General features: G+C 59.6%; 26 protein-coding genes. 13 read left to right on the top strand and 13 right to left on the bottom strand.

What is annotated here, in order from left to right:
* The first annotated feature begins 90 nt into the window (after positions 1-90).
* The 4 genes from G6K99_RS09950 to G6K99_RS09965 all read left to right on the top strand — a co-directional run bounded on the left by G6K99_RS09950 (position 91) and on the right by G6K99_RS09965 (position 2,577).
* Complete coding sequence (locus G6K99_RS09950; protein ID WP_062582967.1) at positions 91-375, top strand: accessory factor UbiK family protein; 285 nt, start codon at positions 91-93, stop codon at positions 373-375.
* A gap of 538 nt (positions 376-913) precedes the next feature.
* The gene (locus G6K99_RS09955; RefSeq protein ID WP_062455815.1) at positions 914-1,414 is read left to right on the top strand and encodes a YbjN domain-containing protein; all 501 of its coding nucleotides are present in this window, start codon (positions 914-916) and stop codon (positions 1,412-1,414) included.
* Positions 1,414-2,229: a pyrroline-5-carboxylate reductase gene (gene proC / locus G6K99_RS09960; protein WP_174196439.1), complete on the top strand. Its 816-nt coding sequence runs from the start codon at positions 1,414-1,416 to the stop codon at positions 2,227-2,229. Before G6K99_RS09955 ends, proC begins: the two co-directional genes overlap by 1 nt.
* A gap of 6 nt (positions 2,230-2,235) precedes the next feature.
* Entirely contained in the window at positions 2,236-2,577 is a 342-nt protein-coding gene (locus tag G6K99_RS09965; RefSeq protein ID WP_062455821.1) for a tRNA-binding protein, read from the top strand.
* Positions 2,578-2,670: 93 nt separating this feature from the next.
* Here G6K99_RS09965 and G6K99_RS09970 read toward each other — a convergent pair whose 3' ends face one another.
* Genes G6K99_RS09970 through G6K99_RS09980 form a run of 3 tightly spaced genes read right to left on the bottom strand, consistent with a single transcriptional unit; the run spans position 2,671 to position 5,326 of the window.
* A complete protein-coding gene (locus tag G6K99_RS09970; protein ID WP_174196440.1) occupies positions 2,671-4,050 on the bottom strand; it encodes an ATP-binding protein in 1,380 nt (459 codons plus the stop codon).
* Between the two features lie 39 nt (positions 4,051-4,089).
* The gene (locus tag G6K99_RS09975) at positions 4,090-4,788 is read right to left on the bottom strand and encodes a response regulator (protein ID WP_062455827.1); all 699 of its coding nucleotides are present in this window, start codon (positions 4,786-4,788) and stop codon (positions 4,090-4,092) included.
* A 13-nt stretch (positions 4,789-4,801) separates the two neighbouring features.
* A complete protein-coding gene (locus tag G6K99_RS09980) occupies positions 4,802-5,326 on the bottom strand; it encodes a MarR family winged helix-turn-helix transcriptional regulator (RefSeq protein ID WP_062582974.1) in 525 nt (174 codons plus the stop codon).
* A 216-nt stretch (positions 5,327-5,542) separates the two neighbouring features.
* Between G6K99_RS09980 and G6K99_RS09985 the strand changes: the two genes are divergently transcribed.
* Both G6K99_RS09985 and G6K99_RS09990 read left to right on the top strand, forming a co-directional pair.
* A complete protein-coding gene (locus tag G6K99_RS09985) occupies positions 5,543-5,737 on the top strand; it encodes a hypothetical protein (RefSeq protein WP_062455833.1) in 195 nt (64 codons plus the stop codon).
* Between the two features lie 68 nt (positions 5,738-5,805).
* The gene (locus G6K99_RS09990) at positions 5,806-6,453 is read left to right on the top strand and encodes an MBL fold metallo-hydrolase (RefSeq protein ID WP_174196441.1); all 648 of its coding nucleotides are present in this window, start codon (positions 5,806-5,808) and stop codon (positions 6,451-6,453) included.
* Between the two features lie 78 nt (positions 6,454-6,531).
* On the opposite strand, the gene G6K99_RS09995 is transcribed toward G6K99_RS09990, so the two are convergent.
* Together G6K99_RS09995 and G6K99_RS10000 are read right to left on the bottom strand one after the other, a co-directional pair.
* Positions 6,532-6,747, bottom strand: coding sequence for a cold-shock protein (locus G6K99_RS09995; protein WP_006725577.1), 216 nt, complete (start codon positions 6,745-6,747; stop codon positions 6,532-6,534).
* A 478-nt stretch (positions 6,748-7,225) separates the two neighbouring features.
* A complete protein-coding gene (locus G6K99_RS10000; protein ID WP_174196442.1) occupies positions 7,226-8,167 on the bottom strand; it encodes an EAL domain-containing protein in 942 nt (313 codons plus the stop codon).
* A gap of 220 nt (positions 8,168-8,387) precedes the next feature.
* Between G6K99_RS10000 and G6K99_RS10005 the strand changes: the two genes are divergently transcribed.
* The 3 genes from G6K99_RS10005 to G6K99_RS10015 all read left to right on the top strand — a co-directional run bounded on the left by G6K99_RS10005 (position 8,388) and on the right by G6K99_RS10015 (position 10,432).
* Positions 8,388-9,590, top strand: a complete 1,203-nt coding sequence (locus tag G6K99_RS10005) for a pyridoxal phosphate-dependent aminotransferase (protein WP_062455840.1) — start codon at positions 8,388-8,390, stop codon at positions 9,588-9,590.
* 104 nt (positions 9,591-9,694) lie between these two features.
* The gene (locus G6K99_RS10010) at positions 9,695-9,979 is read left to right on the top strand and encodes a type II toxin-antitoxin system Phd/YefM family antitoxin (protein ID WP_113166401.1); all 285 of its coding nucleotides are present in this window, start codon (positions 9,695-9,697) and stop codon (positions 9,977-9,979) included.
* Positions 9,980-10,432, top strand: a complete 453-nt coding sequence (locus G6K99_RS10015) for a type II toxin-antitoxin system VapC family toxin (RefSeq protein ID WP_174196443.1) — start codon at positions 9,980-9,982, stop codon at positions 10,430-10,432.
* Here the strand turns inward: G6K99_RS10015 and G6K99_RS10020 are convergent.
* Positions 10,372-11,592: a PQQ-dependent sugar dehydrogenase gene (locus G6K99_RS10020; RefSeq protein ID WP_174196444.1), complete on the bottom strand. Its 1,221-nt coding sequence runs from the start codon at positions 11,590-11,592 to the stop codon at positions 10,372-10,374. The genes G6K99_RS10015 and G6K99_RS10020 overlap by 61 nt on opposite strands.
* Positions 11,593-11,716: 124 nt before the next feature.
* On the bottom strand, positions 11,717-12,829 hold the full coding sequence (locus G6K99_RS10025) for a calcium:proton antiporter (RefSeq protein WP_062455845.1): 1,113 nt from the start codon (positions 12,827-12,829) through the stop codon (positions 11,717-11,719).
* Between the two features lie 201 nt (positions 12,830-13,030).
* On the opposite strand from G6K99_RS10025, the gene G6K99_RS10030 reads away from it, so the two are divergent.
* Entirely contained in the window at positions 13,031-13,291 is a 261-nt protein-coding gene (locus G6K99_RS10030) for a DUF2188 domain-containing protein (protein ID WP_062455848.1), read from the top strand.
* An 80-nt stretch (positions 13,292-13,371) separates the two neighbouring features.
* Here the strand turns inward: G6K99_RS10030 and G6K99_RS10035 are convergent, their stop codons facing one another.
* From G6K99_RS10035 to trxB, 4 genes are all read right to left on the bottom strand, one after another.
* Positions 13,372-14,496 (bottom strand): N-ethylmaleimide reductase, encoded by a 1,125-nt coding sequence (locus G6K99_RS10035; protein WP_174196445.1) that lies wholly within the window; start codon positions 14,494-14,496, stop codon positions 13,372-13,374.
* 51 nt (positions 14,497-14,547) lie between these two features.
* Positions 14,548-14,844, bottom strand: a complete 297-nt coding sequence (locus G6K99_RS10040; protein ID WP_062455854.1) for a helix-turn-helix transcriptional regulator — start codon at positions 14,842-14,844, stop codon at positions 14,548-14,550.
* A 590-nt stretch (positions 14,845-15,434) separates the two neighbouring features.
* Positions 15,435-16,337, bottom strand: coding sequence for a LysR family transcriptional regulator VtlR (locus G6K99_RS10045; protein ID WP_062455858.1), 903 nt, complete (start codon positions 16,335-16,337; stop codon positions 15,435-15,437).
* A 2-nt stretch (positions 16,338-16,339) separates the two neighbouring features.
* Positions 16,340-17,314 carry a thioredoxin-disulfide reductase gene (gene trxB / locus G6K99_RS10050; protein WP_174196446.1) on the bottom strand — a complete coding sequence of 325 codons (975 nt, stop codon included), beginning with the start codon at positions 17,312-17,314 and terminating at the stop codon, positions 16,340-16,342.
* 341 nt (positions 17,315-17,655) lie between these two features.
* Here trxB and G6K99_RS10055 point away from each other — a divergent pair, with 341 nt between their 5' ends.
* The 3 genes from G6K99_RS10055 to G6K99_RS10065 are packed head-to-tail and all read left to right on the top strand — an operon-like array spanning position 17,656 to position 19,981.
* Positions 17,656-18,126, top strand: a complete 471-nt coding sequence (locus G6K99_RS10055; RefSeq protein WP_174196447.1) for an Lrp/AsnC family transcriptional regulator — start codon at positions 17,656-17,658, stop codon at positions 18,124-18,126.
* A gap of 49 nt (positions 18,127-18,175) precedes the next feature.
* Positions 18,176-19,189, top strand: coding sequence for a Stealth CR1 domain-containing protein (locus G6K99_RS10060; RefSeq protein ID WP_174196448.1), 1,014 nt, complete (start codon positions 18,176-18,178; stop codon positions 19,187-19,189).
* Positions 19,190-19,249: 60 nt separating this feature from the next.
* Positions 19,250-19,981, top strand: a complete 732-nt coding sequence (locus G6K99_RS10065) for a hypothetical protein (protein WP_092660400.1) — start codon at positions 19,250-19,252, stop codon at positions 19,979-19,981.
* Between the two features lie 23 nt (positions 19,982-20,004).
* Here the strand turns inward: G6K99_RS10065 and G6K99_RS10070 are convergent, their stop codons facing one another.
* Positions 20,005-20,895, bottom strand: coding sequence for a 3-deoxy-manno-octulosonate cytidylyltransferase (locus G6K99_RS10070; protein ID WP_174196449.1), 891 nt, complete (start codon positions 20,893-20,895; stop codon positions 20,005-20,007).
* A 70-nt stretch (positions 20,896-20,965) separates the two neighbouring features.
* Positions 20,966-22,018, bottom strand: coding sequence for a glycosyltransferase (locus tag G6K99_RS10075; RefSeq protein WP_174196811.1), 1,053 nt, complete (start codon positions 22,016-22,018; stop codon positions 20,966-20,968).
* Positions 22,019-22,069: the final 51 nt, after the last annotated feature.

Below are 22,069 nucleotides of genomic sequence, written 5' to 3' on the forward strand. Positions count from 1 at the left end.
GGCGACCCAAGCCCTACTTCAGATCCGATAGGACAAACACAGGCCGATATCGGGCCGATATCGCTGCCGATGGCAAGGAGACGGAACCTTATGTCGACCGGAACGAACCGCATATTCGACGATTTCGCACGGCTGATGACGGACGCTGCCGGCGCTGCACAGGGTGTGCGCAAGGAAGTGGAGACGGCTTTCCATGCCCAGGCGGAACGGTTCCTTAACAACATGGATCTGGTCAAGCGGGAGGAATTCGAAGCCGTTCGCGAGATGGCTGCCCGCGCCCGCGACGAGAATGTTGCGCTAAAGGCCCGTCTCGATGCGCTGGAAGCAAAATTCGGCCAGAGCCAGAGCCATGATCAGGGCCATTCAGGTCAGTAGGCCACTTCAGATCGGGCCATAAACTGTGGCCCCTCAGGGGATTCGCAATCTCCGTTTGAGATCGCCGTCAAAGTCCAGCGCCAAAAGCCTGCGCGGCGATCTTTCCCAGCCTATTCGCGATTGAGCGTCATCGCGTCTAATCGGCACAGTCAGGCGTCTGTTTTGCCTCGCCAAATCCCCATAAATTTACAAAAAATTAAGCCCTGTGGACACTCTTAAAAAAGCCAGCGTCCAGAGTCATTTAACCATCCGTTCTGATCTCATGCGCGAACCGGTTTCGGGGTTCAATCCACGGAAATCGGCATTCAGGGGATGGCAGCCGGACTCCGTCTAGCTACACTGATTTTACACGATGATTCGAAACGAGCCGGTGAGCTTCCGGTGGTGACCGATAGGTTACCGACGAGGCTGAAGGTAAGCTCCAGACAGGGTAACTCAGTTATTCTGGCGGCGACGAGCGATCATCGAAATGTAGTTCCGGTTAAGTGTTGGCGCGTTCCGCTCGAATTCGCAATCAGTCCGGTCAAAAAGGTGCCGCATGAGCCTCATGGAATTAAACGTTGAGCGTCAGTCGAACCCGGTGGACATGATCGAGTTCGTCGCAGCTTCCAACGATTGGACATTCGAACGGTCCGGCGAAGACGAGATCGCCATGACCGTGGAGGGTCGGTGGACGGACTACCACGTATCCTTCTCCTGGATGGAGGAGTTCGAGGCGCTGCATCTCGCCTGCGCCTTCGATCTGAAGATCCCCGATATCCGCGTGAACGAGGTCATCCGGCTTCTGTCCTACGTGAATGGACAGACGCTGATGGGGCATTTCGACCTGTGGCGTCAGGAAGACGTGGTGATCTTCCGCCAGTCGCTTCTGCTGGCCGGCGGTGCCGAGCCCACGAACCAGCAGGTCGAGGTTCTGTTTTCCAGCGCGCTTGATGCCTGCGAGGCCTATTATCAGGCGTTCCAGTTCGTCGTCTGGTCCGGCATGGAAGCCAAGGCTGCCATGGATTGCGTTCTGTTCGAGACGGTCGGCGAGGCTTGATGGCGTTGCAGCTGGGTTCGATCGTTCTCGTCGGTGCCGGCAATATGGGCGGCGCCATGCTTTCCGGCTGGTTGAAGAACGGCGTTCCCGGCGCATCCGTCACCGTCGTTGACCCATCGCCGTCCGAGGCGATGAGAGCGATGATGTCCGACGCCGGCGCGACGCATGTTACGGCACTTCCAAACGGTGCGTCGGCAGATATCCTGTTTCTCGCGGTCAAGCCGCAGCTGATGGATGCCGTTCTGCCGCCGCTGAAGCCTGGGGTCGGCGCTTCGACAGTCGTCGTCTCGGTCGCAGCCGGCAAGACGCTGTCCTCCATGCAGATCCATCTCGGGGACGGTGCAATGGTGCGCGCCATGCCGAACACGCCGGCCATGATCGGCCGTGGCGTGACCGGTGCCTATGCCAACGACAAGGTGTCGGCCGCCCAGCGCGATGCGGTGCATGCGCTCTTGAAAGTCAGCGGTCCGGTGGAATGGGTTTCGAGCGAGGCGGATATCGATGCCGTCACCGCCGTTTCCGGCAGTGGCCCGGCCTATGTCTTCTATCTGGTCGAATGCATGGCGGAGGCCGGGCGCAAAGCCGGTCTTCCTGCCGATCTTGCGATGCGGCTTGCGCGCGAAACCGTGTCGGGTGCGGGAGAACTTCTGCACCAGTCGACCGAGGATGCCTCAAGGCTTCGCCAGAACGTGACGTCTCCGGGCGGCACCACGGCTGCTGCCCTCTCCGTGCTAATGGCAGACGATGGGATGCAGCCGCTGTTCGACAAGGCAATCGAGGCAGCGCGGAGCCGCGCGGAAGAACTGGGACGCTGAGCAGCCATGTCTGACGAGATAAGCTTTGCCGACTTCGAGAAGGTCGATATCCGGGTTGGCACGATCGTCGAGGTCGAGCCGTTTCCGGAAGCCCGCAAGCCGGCCTTCAAGCTGAAGATCGATTTCGGGCCTGAGATCGGCGTCAAGAAATCGTCGGCGCAGATTACCGTCCACTATACGCCTGAAACGCTGCTCGGACGCCAGGTGCTGGGCGTCGTGAATTTTCCGCCGCGCCAGATCGGGCCGGTCCGTTCCGAAGTGCTGACGCTTGGCTTTGAAGACGAGAACGGCGCGATCGTTCTGGCTGCCGTCGAGCAGGGCGTTCCAAACGGCAAGAAGATGATGTGAGACGGCGCTAGGGCGTCCTCACCGGACACCCTTGCCGTTTCGCCAACAGTCTCCCCAACTCTCACGTGAGCTCTTTGACTGCCCGGCCTTCGCTCAGGCCGGAACGCGAACGATTGCCCTCAAGCCACCGCTCGGACTGTCGTCCAGCGTGACATTGCCGCCATGCGAGCGGGCGATGTCGCGGGCGATCGCGAGGCCGAGGCCGGTTCCGGACGCATCGAGATTGCGGGCCTCGTCGAGCCTGTGGAATGGCTTGAACACGTCCTCGCGGGATTGCGCAGGAACGCCCGGGCCGTCGTCATCGAGGGTCAATGTCAGCCACTTGGCGCTGTGGCGCGCATCGATATGCAGGTTGTCTGCGTAGCGCTGGCTGTTTGAGACGAGGTTTCCGAGAAGGCGGTTGAAGGCGTTCGGCCTGACGGCGATCTCGTCATCGCCTTCGATGTGGTAGGTGAGGATCTGGCCGTGCAGGCTGAAGCTCGCGCGGAATTTCTCGAGAAGCTCGCTGAGATAGAGCGTGCCGAAATCCTCCTCGGCCTCGCCCTTGGCAAACGCCAGATAGCCTTCCAGCATAGACTGCATGTCTTCGACATCCTGTTCCATGCCGGCGAGCTCAGGCTTGTTGCCGGCAAGTGCCAGCTGCAGCTTGAATCGGGTGAGGATGGTGCGCAGGTCGTGGCTGATGCCGGCCAGCATCGCGGTGCGCTGCTCCATCTGCCGTTCGAGCCGTTCGCGCATCTGGATGAAGGCAAGGCCTGCGCGCCTTACCTCGTCTGCACCGCGCGGCGAAAAGCCTTCGGTCTTTTGTCCCTTGCCGAAACTTTCTGCCGCCTGGGCAAGTCTCAGGATCGGGCGGATCTGGCCGCGCAGGAACAGGATCGAAATCACCACCAGCACGAAGGCGGTGCCGATCATCCAGATCAGGAAGATGTGGGTGTTGGACGCGTAGGTAGAGCCGCGTCTGGCAAACACCCGCAGCACCCGTTCGTCCATTTTTACGCGGATCTCGACGAGCCGACTGTCGCCCACCGTATCGATCCAGAACGGCATGCGGATCTGGCTGCTCAACTGTTCGGCAAGGATGTTGTCGAGGATCGCGAAGAAGGGGCGCTGGCGGGGCGGCGGGAGCTGGCCGTTCTCCTCGATTGCGATCGTCAGGCCGAGAGAGCTGTCGGCGATGCGGCTGACTTCGTTGTAGTTGCTGTCTTGCGGATAACTGCGGATGATCTCGATAATGGCGGCGATGTCGCGAACGGTGCCTTCAGACAGGCGCTCCGTCACCATGCGCCAGTGGCGTTCCATGAACACCGCGGCGACGACTGTCTGCAGCAGGAGCATGGGGAGAATGACGATCAGCAGCGAACGGGTGTAGAGGCCCGTCGGCAGCCAGCGACGCAGCCAGCGCGTGAACGGACGCCAACCGGGGAGGGTAAACCGGCTGGTCTCTCGCTTCAGCGTGTTGAAAATTGCCATTCGCCGCCCGTTATCGTCCTGTCGTCGGTCTCTTGTGCATCAGTCGATACTCAGCCTGTACCCGATGCCACGCACGGTCTGGAGATAGACCGGGTTGGCGGGGTCTTCTTCGATCTTACGACGCAGCCGGTTGATCTGCACGTCGATTGTGCGCTCGCCGACATCCGTATCGTCCCCGATCAGTTCGTGGCGGGGGATCGTTTCGCCGGCGCGCAAGGCAAACAGCATCATGATTTCCTGTTCGCGGTCGGTCAGGCGGATCGTCTCGGCCGCCTTGCGCAGTTCCTTGCGCGGGATCGAGAAGGTGAACGGACCAAACATGATCTGCTCGATCTTCGGTGCATCGGCCGAGCTGCTGCGGCGCAGGATGTTGTTGATGCGCAGGACCAGTTCGCGCGGATCGAAGGGTTTTGACAGGTAATCGTCGGCACCTGCCTCGAGACCGGCGATGCGCGATTCTGCCTCGACCCGTGCCGTCAGGAGGATGACCGGGGTGGTCTTCTTTTCATAAAGCGACTGGGTGAGCGACAGGCCTGTTTCGCCCGGCATCATCACGTCGAGAATGATGAGGTCGAAATGCAGTCCTTCCAACTTGCGCCGCGCTTCGGCGGCATCTCCCGCGACCGTGATGCGGAAACCCTGCTCCACCAGATAGCGGTTGAGGAGATCGCGGATGCGGGTGTCGTCGTCGACAACGAGAAGGTGAGGGGCGTCGTCCAAAAGCGGTGTATTGGTCATCTGTCTGTCCCGGTCAGATATCCTGACTGATGTCGATATCAGAAATCACGAGGTTCGGGTCACGTCCACGCATCCGTTGAAGGAAAAGGGTTACGCTTTCCCGCATCCCGGGGGTGAAGTCTTCCATGGCGCGTGCGATACGCTTGGATTGCGGCTCGCACAGGGCCAGCGCCAGTTCGCGGCCGGCAAGGGTCGGATAGAGGCGGCGCTGTCTGCGATCCTTGGCCCCGGCCATCTGCCGGATATAGCCAGTCTCGATCAACTGCTTCAGGACGCGGGCGAGGCTCTGCTTGGTGATCTGCAGCAGATCAAGAAGATCCGTCACCATCATCCCCGGCTGGCGGCAGACGAAATAGACAACCCGATGGTGGGCGCGCCCCATGCCGATCTTCGCCAGGATAGCGTCCGGATCGGACACGAAGTCGCGATAGGCAAAGAAGAACAGCTCGATCGCTTCGAAATCGATCTGGCCCTCGTCGACCACGGGCATCTGTGGCGGGACTTTCTTGACGGCTTTTCCCGTCGCTGCAGGCGGCACGCCGTTTCCTTTCGCTCGCTACGTCTTCATCGTGTGAAGCTGTTTAACGTAATCCTTTTGCGCTGTCGCCCGTGATAAATCGCTCTGGCGGTCAAAATTCGACCGGTTGTGTTGCTTTCAGGGAGAACACGCACTTTCTTTTGCGCGCATGACTTGTCCGGCGGAACCTTTATCCCCAAGCGCCATTATTCCCAGCGAACGACTGGAGATTATTCAATGAACGCGCACACTTATTCCGCAATGCCGCCGATCGAGCTGAACCAGACCAAGGCCGAAGCTCATCCGCTGCGCCCGGTCTTCATCACGGTGATTGCGCTGAAAGTCGTCGTCTCGGCATTTCTGCTGGCGACTGTTTCGCTGGCCCCGCCGGTTGCTGCCGAAGGCACGTATCTGGCCGCCGCTATCAACTGATTTTGAGGCTGTCATCGGCAAGCCTTCCGGCTATGAAGAACGACAACGTTCAGGGCAGGACAGGCATTATGGGTCGATTGCAGGCAAGCGTCATTCCGGTGACGCCATTTCAACAAAACTGTACCGTCTTCTTTGACGACGATACAAAGACAGCCGTCATTGTCGACCCAGGCGGTGACATCGGGGTTATTCTGGACCTCGTGCGCAAAAGTGGCATTACCCTTTCCGAGATCTGGCTGACCCACGGGCATATCGATCATGCCGGAGGCGCCGACGAACTCCGCGAGGTGCTGGGCATTCCGGTCGTCGGACCCCACCGCGACGATCTTCCCCTTCTTGAAAACCTTGAAAAGCAGGCTCAGATGTTCGGTGTCGACGGCGACGTCCGCAACGTCGTGCCTGATCGGTTTCTTGACGAAGGCGAAACAGTCTCGTTCGGCGAGCATGTGTTCGAGGTTTTTCATTGTCCGGGACATTCGCCCGGTCACATCATATTCTACAACAGAGACCATGCCTTCGCGCATCTTGGTGACGTCCTGTTTGCCGGGTCGGTCGGACGGACTGATCTACCCGGAGGCGATCACGCGACGCTGATGGACTCGATCCGCACCAAGGTTCTGCCGCTGGGAGACGAGGTAGGTTTTATCTGCGGTCACGGACCGGGAAGCCGGATCGGCGACGAGCGCCGCAGCAATCCATTCCTGAAGGGCCTGTAACCGGCAACAGGTATCACGGGCATAAAAAAACCCGGCATCACTGCCGGGCTCCAACTGGAATGAGCGAGCTTTTGAAGCTCAACCGGAGATCTGCAGATTGACGGCCTTGGGGCCTTTTCCGCGACGATCCGGTTCCGTGTCGAAGCTTACTTTCTGGTTTTCAGTCAGCCCGGACAGGCCGGAAGCCTGTACGGCGGAGATATGAACGAAGATATCGGCGCCACCGTTGTCTGGTTTGATAAAGCCGAATCCCTTGTCCGTATTGAAGAATTTCACAGTGCCAGTCTCGGCCATGCAGCAGGTCCTTTTCCTTCTGTCCGTGTTCAGCGGCGGACAGCATCAGAGTGTGCCCTCACGGGCGGCGGCAGGCAGCTTTAAGAAAGGGTCCCTGTGTTTACCGCGGCGACTGGCAGATAAGGTATAAAACCAAGCCCCCAGTTCCCGCCCGAAGTCTTGGCGCCTTCGGAGCGCGTCATTATAGGTCTTCCCATGCTCGTAAATTGCCCGAACATGGACAGAGTGCTGTGTTTATCAAAAATTGGCAAGAAAAAGTTTTTTGAAAGGCAGGCCCCTTCCAGCCTGCCTCATTTGGCCAAAAGCGCTGCAAATGCGGGCTTTGCGCATGGTCCGAAGGAAGTTGGATGGGCAACGGATCGCTGGCGATGCTTCGTCCGATCGGCTTTATGCCTGTTCGCGTCATGTTTGTAGCCGTTTCTCAACGTCTACACTCTCTGCGGGAAGTTCCACTGCGAACCGGTGAAAGTAAGGACGGCTAGCTGCCCTGATGTCTGCGGCCGAAGGTTTTCATCCGCTTGAGAGGGGTGGCCGACGGAAACGGGGCGGCGGCAGAGACGCGAATGGCGGATGCAGGCGAGGAGCTCATGTCGAGGTCGCCGCCGATGCGCGGCAGGCCGTGTTCCGGGAATGTCCTGTCGAACGTGGTCGGGGCGAGTTCAGGCCGTGCGAGCGCATATCCCTGCACGAGAGACGCGCCGAATTCCTCGCACACCTCCACCTGCCACATTTCCTCCAGTCCTTCGATGATCGGTTCGATCCCGTCATCCAGCATCTGCTGCAGGACGACGCGCAGGAGTGCTGCTCCTGCCGGATTGTCGAGAAAGTCGCGGACCCAGCCGGGTTCGAATTTGACGTAGTCAGGCTTCACCCGCTTGAGAAGCGCCAGATCGGACTCGCCCGCACCGTAATCATCGATCGCCACCTGGAAGCCGATGGCGCGCATGTGGCTGGTGAAGTCGGCGATGACGGCGGCGTTGGTCTCGGCGGTCTGGCGGATTTCGCAGACGATCCGGTTGACGGCAAGTCCGGCTTCGTGGCTCGCAAGTTTGATGCGTTCGACTTCGTGGCGCATGTCTTCGGGCGTGCGCACCAGACCCGGCTGGAACTTGACGAAGATCTTCGCCTGGCGTCTGTCGAGCCGGCCGGTGTTGAGAATATGGATCGTCCGGACCATGCTGTCGATATCGGCAACTTCGGCGGGATCAACGAGGCTGAAGAATTCGTGCGGGGGAACGGGCTCTTCGCCACGATAGGCGCGCACGAGCCCGACAAAGGCTTCGATGGCCAGCCGATTGCCGGGTTTCGACGTTCTGAAAATGGGCTGAAGCGCGGATCTGAGAATGAAAGGCCCGTATGCGGTCGACCATGCCCCGTCGTCGCCGCGAACCAGGTTGGCGAAAATGCTTCTCGATGCCATACCCGTACCGTCTCCTGCGCAATTTTGCAGATTGTAGGCGAGACGGGTTACGCGGTCGTAAATACGCGTCCGAAGGTTTTAATCAGCGACATTGATGGCATTCATTAATGCTTTTTTCTTGAAAGGCGCCGGTTCATTCTCCATACAGCTTGAGGCGGCCGCTCGGCGGCGAATGAGCGCACCCCGCCGTAGTGTTCAATCAGCCCAGGACCGAAACGACATGGCCTTTCTTGCCGACGCCCTTTCCCGTGTAAAGCCTTCAGCGACAATCGCTGTTTCCCAGAAAGCTCGCGAACTGAAGGCGAAAGGGCGTGATATTATCGGTCTCGGTGCCGGTGAGCCTGACTTCGACACGCCTGACAATGTCAAGCAGGCGGCGATCGACGCGATCAACCGCGGTGAAACCAAGTACACGCCGGTTTCGGGTATTCCAGAGCTGCGCAAGGCGATCGTCGACAAGTTCAAGCGCGAAAACAACCTCGACTACAAGGTCGAGCAGACCATCGTCGGAACCGGCGGAAAGCAGATTCTGTTCAATGCCTTCATGGCGACGATGAATGCAGGGGATGAAGTGATCATCCCAGCACCCTACTGGGTTTCCTACCCGGAAATGGTCTCGATCTGCGGCGGCACGCCGGTAACGATTTCGACCAAGCAGGAAAACAACTTCAAGCTGACGGCCGAAGAGCTGGAAAGCGTGATCACGCCGAAGACCAAGTGGTTCATCTTCAACTCGCCGTCGAACCCGACGGGCGCTGCCTACAGCGCGGATGAACTTAAGTCGCTGACCGACGTGCTGCTGAAGCATCCGCATGTGTGGATCCTGACCGACGACATGTACGAGCACCTGACCTTCGGCGACTTCAAGTTCGCGACGCCGGTCGAAGTGGAGCCGAAGCTCTACGACCGGACGCTGACGATGAACGGCGTTTCCAAAGCCTATGCGATGACCGGCTGGCGCATCGGCTATGCGGCCGGTCCGATCGAACTGATCAAGGCGATGGACATGATCCAGGGCCAGCAGACCTCGGGCGCATCGTCGATCGCACAGTGGGCGGCTGTCGAGGCACTCAACGGTCCGCAGGATTTCGTGACCAAGAACAAGGCGATCTTCGAAGGCCGCCGCGATCTCGTCGTGTCGATGCTCAACCAGGCGTCCGGCATTGTTTGCCCGAAGCCTGAAGGCGCATTCTACGTCTATCCGTCCTGCGCCGGCCTGATCGGCAAGACGGCTCCGACCGGCAAAGTCATCGAAACGGACGAGGATTTCGTGTCCGAGCTCCTGGAATCGGAAGGTGTCGCCGTGGTTCACGGATCGGCCTTCGGTCTTGGCCCGAACTTCCGCATTTCCTACGCGACGTCGGAAGACATTCTCGAAGAAGCCTGCAAGCGCATCCAGCGCTTCTGCGCAGCCTGCAAGTAAGTTTCGAGACACGAGTTTGATGGGAGAGCCCGGCCAAGCGCCGGGCTTTTTCGTGAGTGGTGGTCAGATTGACGCAGTGAAAGTGCGGGACTACTTTCTGCGGAATGAAGACCGTCTCGATCCGTGAAGCGCAGGACAAATTCGAAGAGCTTGCCCAGTCCGTGGAGCAGGGCGAGACCGTGACCGTGACCCGCGATGGCAAGCCGGTGCTTGATCTGGTACCCCGCATTGAGGCACTGACCGTCCTGCAAGGGAAACCTGGCGGATATGATCCGGAGGCGGGCGAAGCCTATTTGCGATCGAAAGGAATTGTCCGAGCGAAGGGCTTCGTTTCTACCGATTTCGACGATCCGCTGCCGGAGGATTTCCTGCTGAGGCCTTTTCCGTAGATGCGTCTGCTGCTCGACACGCATGTCGTCATTTCGATGGTCAATGACCGGTTCGCCGTAGAGTTTCCTCTCATTTACCGAATGCTGATCGACCGGTCGACTGACGCGACAGTGAGCGTCGCAAGCATTTGGGAGATAGCGATCAAGTCCCGGCTCGGGAAATTACGGACAGAGATCTCGGTTTCGCAGATACCGGCCTTCCTTCTAGCGTCCGGCATAGCGATCCTGCCGATATACGTTCCGCACGTGATAGCCATGGCGGAACCGGAGCTGTCGACGCGGGATCCGTTCGACCGGCTGCTTCTGACGCAATGCCAAGTGGAAGGCCTGCGGCTTGTGACGGTCGATCGTGCTCTGACCTCATCCACTGGCCTTCCTGGCTTAAGCTACCGTCACGCCTTGGTTAGCTTGACGATCGTCGAGGAGCCGGAACGGGTTTCGGTGACGGCGTAGACGGCGCCATCGGGGCCGACCTTGACGTCGCGGATGCGAGCCTTGAGCGGAACGTGTTCTTCGTGGCTCACCTTGTCGCCATCCATATGCAGGACCACCACGCCCTGGGTTACCAGACCGCCGACCAGGAATGCGCCCTTCCATTCGGGGATCGCATCGCCATCGTAGAAGGCCATACCGGAGGGGCCGATGACCGGATCCCAGTAATAGACGGGCTGTTCGGTCTGAGCCTTCTCGGTGATGCCGTCGCCTACCTTGCCGCCGCTATATTCGACGCCGTAGGTAACCTCCGGCCAGCCGTAGTTCTTGCCGGCTTCCGGTCGGTTCAACTCGTCGCCGCCCTTGGGGCCATGTTCGACCGTCCAGAGGCGGCCGTTGCCATCGAGTGCTGCTGACTGGAGATTGCGGTGGCCGTAGGACCAGATTTCCGGCCGCGCTTCGGGCTGATCGACAAAGGGATTGTCGGGCAGGGCCTTGCCGTCCATGTCGATGCGGAACACTTTTCCAAGACCGCTTTTGAGATCCTGTGCCTCGACACGCGGCTCCGGATCGGACCGCTCGCCGACCGTGACATAGAGCTCGTTGTTGGGGCCAAAAGTGAGGCGCGAGCCGAAATGCTTGTTGCCGTCATAGCTTGGCATCTGCTGGAAGATCACCTTGACGTTTTCCAGCTTGCCGCCGCCATCGTCGTTGGCGACGAGCTTGGCGGAGGCGACGGATGTGCCGTTGCCGTCTTCACGCTCTTCGGAGAAGGAGAAGAAGATCATGCCGGACGTTTCGTGATCCGGGGCGAGGGCCACGTCGAGAAGACCGCCCTGGCCAGCGGACAGGACTTTCGGAACGCCTTCGATCGCAGGGCCGGGCTTGCCGTCCTTGATGATATGCATCGCGCCTTCCTTGGCGGTCACGAGCATGCGGCCATCGGGGAGAAATTCCAAAGACCAGATGTGCGGAAGCCCTTCGGCAACGACTTCGGTGGTGATCTGAGGCATTTCCGTTGGCTGCGCTGCGCGGGTCTGACCGGTGAAGGCAGGCTTTTGATCCTTCGCATTTGGAGCGCCTGTTTCAACCGGTTTGCCACCGGTTTGCGCCATCGCGGGAGCGCCGACCAGTGCGAGAGCCAGGGCCGTGCCTGCAAGGAAGATGTTCGTGCGTTTCATGGGTCACCTCCGGACTTTGTCTTGATGCCTTTCAGTGGCGATCGCTCGCCAGACATTGTCCCATCTAGGGCGGCCAGTCCCGAAGACCGAACACAGGGTGTTCAACTCTTCTTTATTGCAGATGTCACAATCCGATCATCGTCAGCATGATGAAGGTCGCAAACAGCACAAAATGGGTCATGCCCTCGATCGCATTGGTCTGGCCGTCGTTGAGGTTGATCGCCGCAACCACGAGCGTGATCGCCACCATCACCGTCTGGACCGGCGTCATCGCCATGATGAAGGGCTGGCCGGTATAGAGCGCGATGCCTTCCATGACCGGGACGGTGAGAATGACCGTCGAGAGCGACGCGCCCATGGCGATGTTGACGACGGACTGCATGCGGTTCTTGAGCGCCGCCCGCATGGCGGTCAGGATTTCCGGCGCGGCGGAGATGGCGGCGACAACGACAGCGGTCAGCGCGATCGGCGCGCCGGAGCCTTCCAGGCCTTCGCCCATGAAGACCGACATGAATTCCGCCAGGAAGCCGATGATCAGAACGCCCAGAAGAATTATGCCGATCGATACGGCCGCGGAATCCTCGGCGGCCTCCTCCTGAGGCGCGGACGCTGTCCCGGCGGCTGCCGCCTTCTGGGTCCGCGGATAGGTGTAGCTGAAGAAGTAGCTGTGCGGCCCGACCTGCATCTTGAGAAAGACGCCGTAGAGCGCGATCATCGCGCAGATGGTAAAGGCGGAATAGTAGTGCCAGCTTTCACGCGGTACGAATTCCGGCACGATCATCGAAATGCCTACCGCCGTCATGATCATGACAGTGTAGGTGCGGCTTGAATCGTCGTTATAGGGTTGCTCGCCATGGCGCAGGCCACCGAGCAGGGCCGCGAGGCCAAGAATGCCGTTGATATCCAGCATCACCGCCGAATAGATCGTGTCGCGCACCAGCGTCGGTGAGGAATTCGAACCCATCATGATGGCGAGGATCAGGACCTCGACCGCCACCGCGGACAGGGTGAGGATCATCGTGCCATAGGGGTCGCCAACCTTGTGCGCCAAAACCTCCGCATGATGGGCGACACGTGTCGATGCAAGCACGATCACGCCGACGAAGAGCGCTGCTGCGATCAGCGACACCGTCTTTCCGGCCTCCAGAATTGAGTGTTCGATGAAGAAGCCGAGAATGGCGACGACGAGGGCGATCAGCAGGAATTTCTCCTGCCGGAGGTGGGTCGCGATTTGCACTGGAAGCTCCTGGAAACGATCTCGGAGAAACTAGGGTTGTCGGTCGACCTGCACAGAGGACGGTTTGCGATAATCGGTCTTTGGTGCCATTATCCTCGCCAGTGGAAGGAACTTCGCGGCGTATTCCGGCTTTTTTGCTCTACGCGGCCTTCTGGACCGAGACCGGTCGGGGCAGCCACGAAAAAACATACAGGAGGATCTATGACCAAGGTCGTTTACACAATCGTGCCACATGATGGCGGCTGGGCCTATCGACTGGGCGACGTTTATTCCGAAACATTCCCGAACCACAACGACGCGCTGCAGGCGGCCCGGATTGTGGCTGCCGAACAGCAGGTGGGTGGTGAGCCCGAAGAGATCAGCTGGCAGGACGCAAAGGGCGTCTGGCACACCGAGCACAGCGACGGCGGTGACCGTCCCGAAGCCGAAGTTGTGGATGGCGATCAGGCGGACGCGCGCTAAGCATTCGCTGCGACCAAAAACAAGGCCATGCCCGGGGTTTGTGCCAGGCATGGCCGATTTCAGGAAGTAGAGCCTAAAGCTTAGGCTTCTGCTGATTCAAGCGACGGGTAGTCGGTATAACCCTTTGCGCCGCCGCCGTAGAATGTGTTCTTGTCCGGCTCGTTGAGCGGCGCGTTTGTCTTGAAACGCTCGACCAGATCCGGGTTGGCAATGAACAGCTTGCCGAAGGCGACGCCATCCGCATAGCCGCTGGCCACAGCCTTTTCAGCCGTATCCTTTTCGTAGCCATTGTTGACCACCCAGGCGCCAGTGCCGCCAGCGTTGCGGTAGGTATCCTTAAGTTCCTGGTAATCGAACGGCTTGCCGCCCTGGACATAGTCGCGGTCACCACCGGTCGCACCCTCGATGACGTGGATGAAGGACAGGTTGCGGGTCGCGAGTTCCTTGACCAGATAGTCGAAGACCGTCTGCGGCGCATCGTCGGTGATGTTGTTGGCAGGCGTAACAGGCGACAGGCGAATGCCGACGCGACCGCTGCCGATGGCTGCAGCGACGGCGTCAACGACTTCGAGCGCGAACCGGGCGCGGTTCTCGACGGAGCCACCGTATTCGTCTTCGCGGAGGTTTGCGCCAGTCTTCAGGAACTGGTCGATGAGGTAGCCATTGGCGCCGTGGATTTCGACGCCGTCAAAGCCGGCCTCGATTGCAGCCTTTGCACCGGCAGCAAAATCGGCAACGACGCCCGGGATCTCGGAAAGTTCGAGAGCGCGCGGCTCAGATGTATCGGCAAACGCGCCGCTGCCATCCGGGTTGATGATGTAGGTCTTGCCCTTGGCGCCCAGTGCGGACGGGGCGACAGGTGCGCCTTCATTCGGCTGCAGCGAGGTGTGCGACACGCGACCGACGTGCCAGATCTGGGTAACGATCTTGCCGCCCTTCTTGTGAACAGCTTCCGTCACCTTCTTCCAGCCGTCGATGGCCGGAGCGAGGTAAAGGCCCGGAACGTCGGCATAGCCCTGTCCCTGCTGGCTGACCGGGGTGCCCTCGGTGATGATGAGGCCCGCGGAGGCGCGCTGTTCGTAATAGGCGATGTTGAGATCGTTGGGGATCGCCTTCGGCGAACGGTTGCGGGTGAGCGGCGCCATGACGACGCGGTTCTTCAGTTCGATGTCGCCGAACTTTACCGGTTCAAAGAGTGAGGTCACAGGAATATCCTTCCATGCTGCTTTGGGAGTGATTGAGTTAAGGGGTGGCATTCAGAGAGCGGAGCGAAGATTGGTCACGAAGTCTGCGATCTTCTCCTCGTCGCGGCTGTAGAACGCCCATTGACCAACCCGGCTCGTTTTCACGAGGCCGGCTTTTTCGAGGGTCGAAAGGTGCGCAGAGACGGTCGATTGCGACAGACCACATCGTCTTTCGAACTGCTTGGCACAGATGCCCATTTCGAGCGGATGATCCTGATCGGAAAAATGCTGCTCGGGCTGCTTCATCCATTCGAGGAACTCAATCCTCGTCGGATGGGACAGTGCTTTCAGTATCTCGGTGCGATCCATCGTCTTTCCATATCGTCTCTAACCGATATATAGATCGTCTGAAGACGATTTAAAGGAATGACGTTCCCATTTTTTTGAGGAAGGCAAAAAAAAGGGCCTCCAGATTGCTCCGAGGCCCGTCAGGTGTGAAGGTCTAAAACCTCCAGAGGGGAACAGCCGGCGCTGATAACGGGGACGTCATCAATTGCTCCGGCTGATCCCTATATGGGCGCAGCGATTTGTGAGAGCAAGGGGGGTGGCCGAAATATTGACCGTTTCGGTCCAATTACTCTGACAGGCAGCCGAGGATTGCGGCGGGCCGGCAAACCGCAGGGCAAAAAAAGAGGGCCACCGGATCACTCCAGGGCCCTTATAATTATGAAGGTTAAAAACAACCTCCAGAGGGGAACAGCTGCTGCGGTGGAACTGGGAGGAAAGCCACCATATGCATCAGCTGAGTGCGATATGATGGTTTTTTGGGCAAGCGGCAACGCTTTTTTGCGCAGGACTGCCATGCACGTTCTGCACAGCTTACTCTAGTCACTGAGTCGTGTATGAAATCGCTGCGAGAATCCCGGTGCCCATTCTGAGCGAAACGTCTTCGACAGCGATCAGAAATTCCAGTTACGCGCCTTGGCGACGATAAAATCGCGGAAGACCTTGAGCTTTGCAGCGTTCTTCATTTCATCCGGGTAGCAGAAGTAAGTGTCGAATGAAGGGATGTCGGCGCTCAGCGTCAGCTGGATCAACCCAGGGTCGCGGCCGACGATATAGTCGGGCAGGCAAGCGATGCCGATGCCAAGCAGGCAGGCTCGTTTGATGGAGGTCTGGCTGTTGATCTGCAGATGCGGCGTGCGGGTGTTGTCCGAAGAACGGCCGGCGGATTCGAGCCAGTTGACGTCGAGAAGGTAATTCGGGGCAGGCTCGCCGAAGGAGATGATGCGGTGGGTGTCGAGATCCTCGACCGACTGCGGTTCGCCATAGCGGTTGATATAGGACGGGGCTGCATAGACGTGCATGTGCACGGTGAACAGCTTGCGCTGGATCAGGTCCGACTGCTGCGGCTGGCGAAGGCGGATGGCGCAGTCCGCATGGCGCATGTTGACGTCGACTTCCTCGTTATCGAGGATGAGCTGGATCGACATTTCCGGATAAAGCTGCAGGAACTCCTGCACCTTGTCGGTGAGCCAGCCCTGGCCAAGGCCGACCGTCGTCGTGACGCGCAGCTTGCCCGACGGCTTTTCCGTCGTCTCGGTCAGCTGCATCTTCACGGTTTCGAGCTTCAGAAGCACGTCATGCGCGGTGCGATAAAGAAGCTCGCCCTGTTCGGTAAGGATGAGGCCGCGGGCGTGGCGGTGGAACAGTTTGACGCCGACGTCCTGTTCCAGCGCGCTGACCTGCCGGCTGATTGCCGACTGGGACAGATGCAGCTTGTCTGCCGCATGGGTGAAGGATCCCGCCTCCGCCGCAGCGTGGAAGATGCGCAACTTGTCCCAGTCGAGAGGTACGCCCATGCTTACTCCGCAGCAATGGCAACCGGCTGAATGCCGGCGAGGTAACGTTCGGCTTCGAGCGCTGCCATGCAGCCCATGCCGGCGGCGGTGATCGCCTGTCGGAAGGTGTCGTCGGTGACATCGCCCGCGGCAAACACGCCGGGAACGTCGGTCATCGTGGAATCAGGTGCCGTCCAGAGATAGCCGCCGTTCTTCATCTTCAGCTTGTCCCTGAAGAGTTCGGTCGCGGGCGCATGGCCGATTGCCACGAACACGCCGTCGATCGGCTGGTCGGAGATCGTGCCGGTCCTGGTGTCACGCAGGCGCACACCCTCGACCGATGGCGGCAGCGGCGCGCGGGCCGGCTTGCCGGTGACCTCGGCAATTTCGGTGTTCCACATGACCTTGACGTTGGGGCGCTGGAACAGGCGCTCGGACAGGATCTTTTCCGAACGGAACGAGTCACGCCGGTGGACGACCGTCACGGTCTTCGCGATATTGGAGAGATAGAGCGCTTCCTCGACTGCGGAGTTACCGCCGCCCACCACGATGACGTCCTTGTTGCGATAGAAGAAGCCGTCACATGTAGCGCAGGCGGAAACGCCAAAACCCTGGAACTGCTGCTCGCTTTCGATGCCGAGCCATTTGGCCTTCGCGCCGGTGGCGATGATGATCGTATCAGCGGTCCAGACGGTGCCGGAGTCGGTGCGGATCGTGAAGGGGCGATGGTTCATCTCGACCTCGGTCACGAGATCATTGACGATCTCGGTGCCCACATGGACCGCCTGCTGCAGCATCTGCTCCATCAGCCAGGGACCCTGGATCGGATCGGCAAAGCCCGGATAGTTTTCAACGTCCGTGGTGATCATCAGCTGACCACCCTGTTCCATGCCTGCAATCAAGACCGGCTTCAGCATCGCACGCGCTGCGTACACCGCAGCTGTATAGCCGGCGGGGCCGGAACCGATGATCAGAACCTCTGTATGACGGGCGGACATGATGACGTTTCCTTTCCAAGACCGTGTCGGGCGCCTGGCGCCGCTTCCTCATATAGGAAGACATTATTCGGTCTGCCGCTTTTGACACGTCATGTAAGGGCCATCCATGCAACATTGCAAGGGCAGCCTTGCGATAACAACAAGACAGTTGGAACCGCCCGGCAGAAACGGCAGGTCAACTGCGATTGGATGGGTCTCTAGGTGCACCTCGGTTGACAACATCTGGACCGGCGCGCGAAATTTTCTTGCGTCGGAACGATGTTATTGTATGTCTTCGCGACACCGAGATGGATACCCGGGAGCCTGCGTGCTCCCGTCAATTTTGAAGGCAGGCACTACACATGGTCGTGAAAGTCGAACTCGATACCATCGACCTGAAGATCCTTCGCGAATTGCAGAAGGACGGACGCATGACCAATGTCGAGCTGTCCGAACGGGTCGGCATATCGGCGCCGCCCTGTCTGCGGCGCGTTCGCAAGCTGGAAGAGAACGGCATCATCAAGGGTTATCGCGCCATGCTGCAGGCGTCGCTGCTCGGATACGATCTTGTCGCCTTCTGCATGGTGGGACTGAAGCAGCAGTCGGACAGCAAGCTGAAGGCCTTCGCGGCGGATATGGAAACGCGGACCTTGGTGCGTCAGGCCTGGATGGTCTCCGGCGAGACCGATTTCCTGCTGCAATGCGTGGCCGAGAACCTCACCGTCTTCCAGGATTTCGTCATCGAGGATCTGACCGCGGTCGACAATGTCGATACGGTTCGCACCATGCTGACGATCCGGCAGGTCAAGGACGCACCGGTCGTGCAGACCTAGGATCGTCGAGATCGAGGTCGTCCGAGGGACAGGGAGCAGGAACCAGAGCATGTCCAGCCGCGACATCGAGCTTGTGATCACCTGGGTTGATGGTTCGGACCCGGAGCATCGCGCGAAGCGCCTGCAATACGATGACGTTGCGTCGAGTTCGCACGCGGTGGCATCCAGCCCGACGCGGTTTGCCGATAACGGCGAGATCTACTATCTCATCGCCTCCGTGCTGAAATACGCGCCGTTCATCACAAAAATTCACATCGTCACGGACGGGCAGAAGCCGGAATTCGTCGACAGTTTTGCGCAGGCGGGTTTCTGCACGGAAGATTTCATCGCCATCGTTGATCACAACGTGGTCTTCGACGGGCTTCCGGCCGTGCTGCCGACGTTCAACTCGCTGTCGATCGAGGCTGCGGTCTGGAATATTCCGGGGCTTTGCGAGAATTTCGTCTACAGCAATGACGACTTCTTTCTGAACGCTCCGACATCTGCCTCCGCGTTCTTTCGCGACGGCAAGCCGATGCTTTACGGGCGCGTGAAAAGCGGATTGCGATCCCGCCTCAAGCAGTGCCTGCGGTGGTTCAAGCGGCAGCGGGCGGAAGCGTCCAACGCTGTTCCGAGCTTTACCGTCGCGCAGGAGAAGGGGGCAGAGCTGGCGGGTGCGAAGAACCGGTTTCTGCAGGTCGGCCATTACTTTCACGCGGTCAGACGCTCAACGCTTGCCGATTACTATGCAGCGCATCCCGACGTGCTTCGCCAGCAGCTCTCCCATCGCTTTCGCAACATCGCCCAGCATTCGCCGGTTGCGCTTGCCAATCATCTCGAGATGGAGCGCTTTGGCGCGACCCCGTTACCCGAACACCGCACGGCCTATATCAAGCCGCGGCAGAAGCGGGCGACCGCACCTGTACTCGCCATGATCGAACAGGGCAGCGCCCCGTTCGGATGTATCCAGAGCCAGGACGAACTCAGCATCGAGCTTCGCCAGGCGCTGCCTGACGTGATGATAACGAAATTTCACACCCATCTGCCGCACCGGCTTATCGAACACCTGCGGGCGGCAGACTGACGAGGTTACCGGTGTAGACAGGACTGCCGAGGCTACGGCAGCAAGACTTGGAGAACGTGCGTGGTACGCAAGAAGAGTAAGCTCGAGGCACTGCTGTCCTTCAACCGCTACCGCAAGCGCTGGGGAGCAGCAAAATACGCCAAGCTCGACCAGGATTACGCGGGCATGAAGCAGCGGCTGATCGAGGATTCGGATCGCGAGCACCGGTCGGGCAAGCAGAAGTCGCTCGACGATCACATGGCGAACCTGAGACTGGAGTTCAAAGGCCAGCCGGAACTGCTGTTCTATCATGCGCAGCTTATCGTCCTCATGCGGCGCGAATATAATGTCCGGGAGACGTACCAGCAGTTCAAGACCCTGTGGGAGAATGAAGCGCCGTTCCTCACCGCCCATCTCGATCTGCGTTGGCTGATTTCCGCGAGTGACAGCATTGCCGATCTCGACGAGGACATGACGGCAAGGGCGATCGCCATGATCGGCTCGTCGCTTGCCAACACGATCAAGGTCTACGAGACCGACCGCTTTATCCATGGCGGCGACGAGCGTCCTGTCTCACAAGATGCGATCGAACAGACGCAAGGTGCGCCGATGCACAGGTTCAACGGGATGTACCTGTTCAAGGTGGGGACCGACGACACGCTGCGAAACATGCGCTGGCGGCTCGATCCGTTTTTCAAGCAGGGGATTGCCGGCGAGATCGCCAAGGCGATCTACGACCGCCTGCAGGAGAACGACACGGCATTCAGCCGGTTACGAGCGCTCCACCACCGCGATCGCAGCGGGTGGTGGTAGCAGGCGCTTAAGCTGTCCCGGGTTCAGGATGGCTCGCCATTCTTTGCGCGCTGCTTTTTGCGCTGCTTCACCAGCCTGTCCTTCTTGGACCTGATCCGCAGACCTCTTGCGAGATTGTAGATGACGCGAAGCGGCATGGTGATCGTGATCAGCTTGCCGAGGTTGCGGTTGCTGTTTTCCAGCCGTTCGGAAAGGACCTGGATGGCGGCAAACACAAAGTTGCTATTGTCGATATCGGGGAAGTGGCGCGATAGCGCCTTGTAAGGATTGAAGGCCGTGCGTCCCGCCATTTCGAGCTTGTCGCTGTTGGCGAGCAGTTGCAGCACCGACTGTTCGAACGTCCAGTCGTGGATGTGGAACATCTGCCACTTGCGGCTGCGGCGTCCCGAGAAACCGCACAGCACGACCTTGGCCTGCGGCACCTTCTCGCAGAGCCAGACCGAAAGCGCGAAGCCCGAGCTGGCGGTATGGTCGCGCGGGTAGAAATCTTCGAGGTAACCGCACAGGTCGATGGCACCTGCTGCGACGCCGCCGAACTCGGCCGGTTCCGTCACCTGTTCCATCGTGGCGGCGCGCATGCTCATGACGCCGGTAAACCCGGGGCCCGGCAGCAGGGCCAGCACCTTGTCGAGAGCGTTGTCGTAGATCAGTTCGGACCCGACGCGGCTGGTGCGTGCCACCAGCAGCGAATTGCGCGTGAACGGCGTTTTCAGCACCTTGCTGACGTAGTTGAAAAAGACGAACAGCGTCGTTTCCGGATAGGCGGCGTGGATCTCGTTGAAGTTCTGCTCGTCACTGTTGGCGACAAGGACGATGTGGCTATAGCCGGCGAAAAACTGCTGCCAGTCTCCCTCGCTCAAAAGTCCGCTCGTCGTCGGTCTGTGCTGCGCCATCCCGGCAGAAAGTTCCGTCATTCGAAGCGTCCTCCATGCAGATGCGGGCAGAGCCGGACCGGTCGCGTGACACCGGATGCCTCTGAAGTTTTCATGGTCTGGTCTCTAAAAGCGTTTCGTAGATTTCCGCCAGATTGTTGGCTTCCTTTTCGATGGCGAAGGCGACGCGCACATGCTCGCGACCGCTCCAGCCCTGCTGGCCGGCCAGTGCAGGGTTTTCGAAATAGGTGCGCAGCGCATCGCGAAGCGCCGTGTAATCGCCGGCCGGAACAACCGATCCCGTCTCACCTTCGACGATCATTTCGGAATAGGCGCCGGCATCGCTTGCAACGACTGCGGTTCCCGATGCCATCGCCTCGAGCGGCGTCAATCCGAAGCCTTCATTGCGGGACGGTGCCACATAAAGAGACAGGCGACGGTACCAAGGTTTGATGTCGTCCACTTCGCCCATGAACAGGATGCGATCTGTCAGACCGCTCATGGCGACATCGGCTTTCAACGCATCGCCGAAAACCTTGTTGTCCGGCGTGACACGTCCGCAGACGACGCCCGTCCATTCGGGATAGGACGGCAACAGTTCGATCAGGGCGCGCACGAAAAGGTCTGTGCCCTTTTGATGCCGAACGCGCCCGAAGCATCCGATCAGATGCTTGCCGAAACCATCTGCCGGGGAGGAAGGGTCGGATGGGCCGGAGGGACGGAAGAGATCGAGATCGACGCCGTGGTGCACCACCTTATAGGGCGCTTTCAGGTATGAACCCGATCGTGCAGACGTCGCGACGACCGCATCCATCTTGCTGATCAGAAAACCCGTCCAGGCGGAATGGGTTCGTTGCGCGGCGGAGGTAAACAAGAGCTTCAGCGGCATCCGCAGCACATCGCGCATGAAGAGGCCGGGCAGCATTTCGATATTGCGGCGGGCATGCCAGACACGGGCGCGCCGCCCTGATGGCGGTGACCACAGCGCGGGAAGGTCGGCATAGCGGATGTGGGGGAGGTGGGAGGGCAGGCCGGGCCCGAGGACCGCGATCTTCTGACCCTTTGCCCTTTGCACCGGAATCAGCTGGACGATCGTGGACGTCACGCCGGAGAGCCGCTTCTTGAAGTTCGGCGCAATTACTTCGATATCGGATATATCGACCACGGAGCCGGGAGCGATACCGCTGCCCATCTCCGTGGCGACTTCGCCAGACGT

The organism is Neorhizobium sp. AL 9.2.2 (genome assembly GCF_013317225.1).
GTDB lineage: Bacteria > Pseudomonadota > Alphaproteobacteria > Rhizobiales > Rhizobiaceae > Neorhizobium > Neorhizobium soli.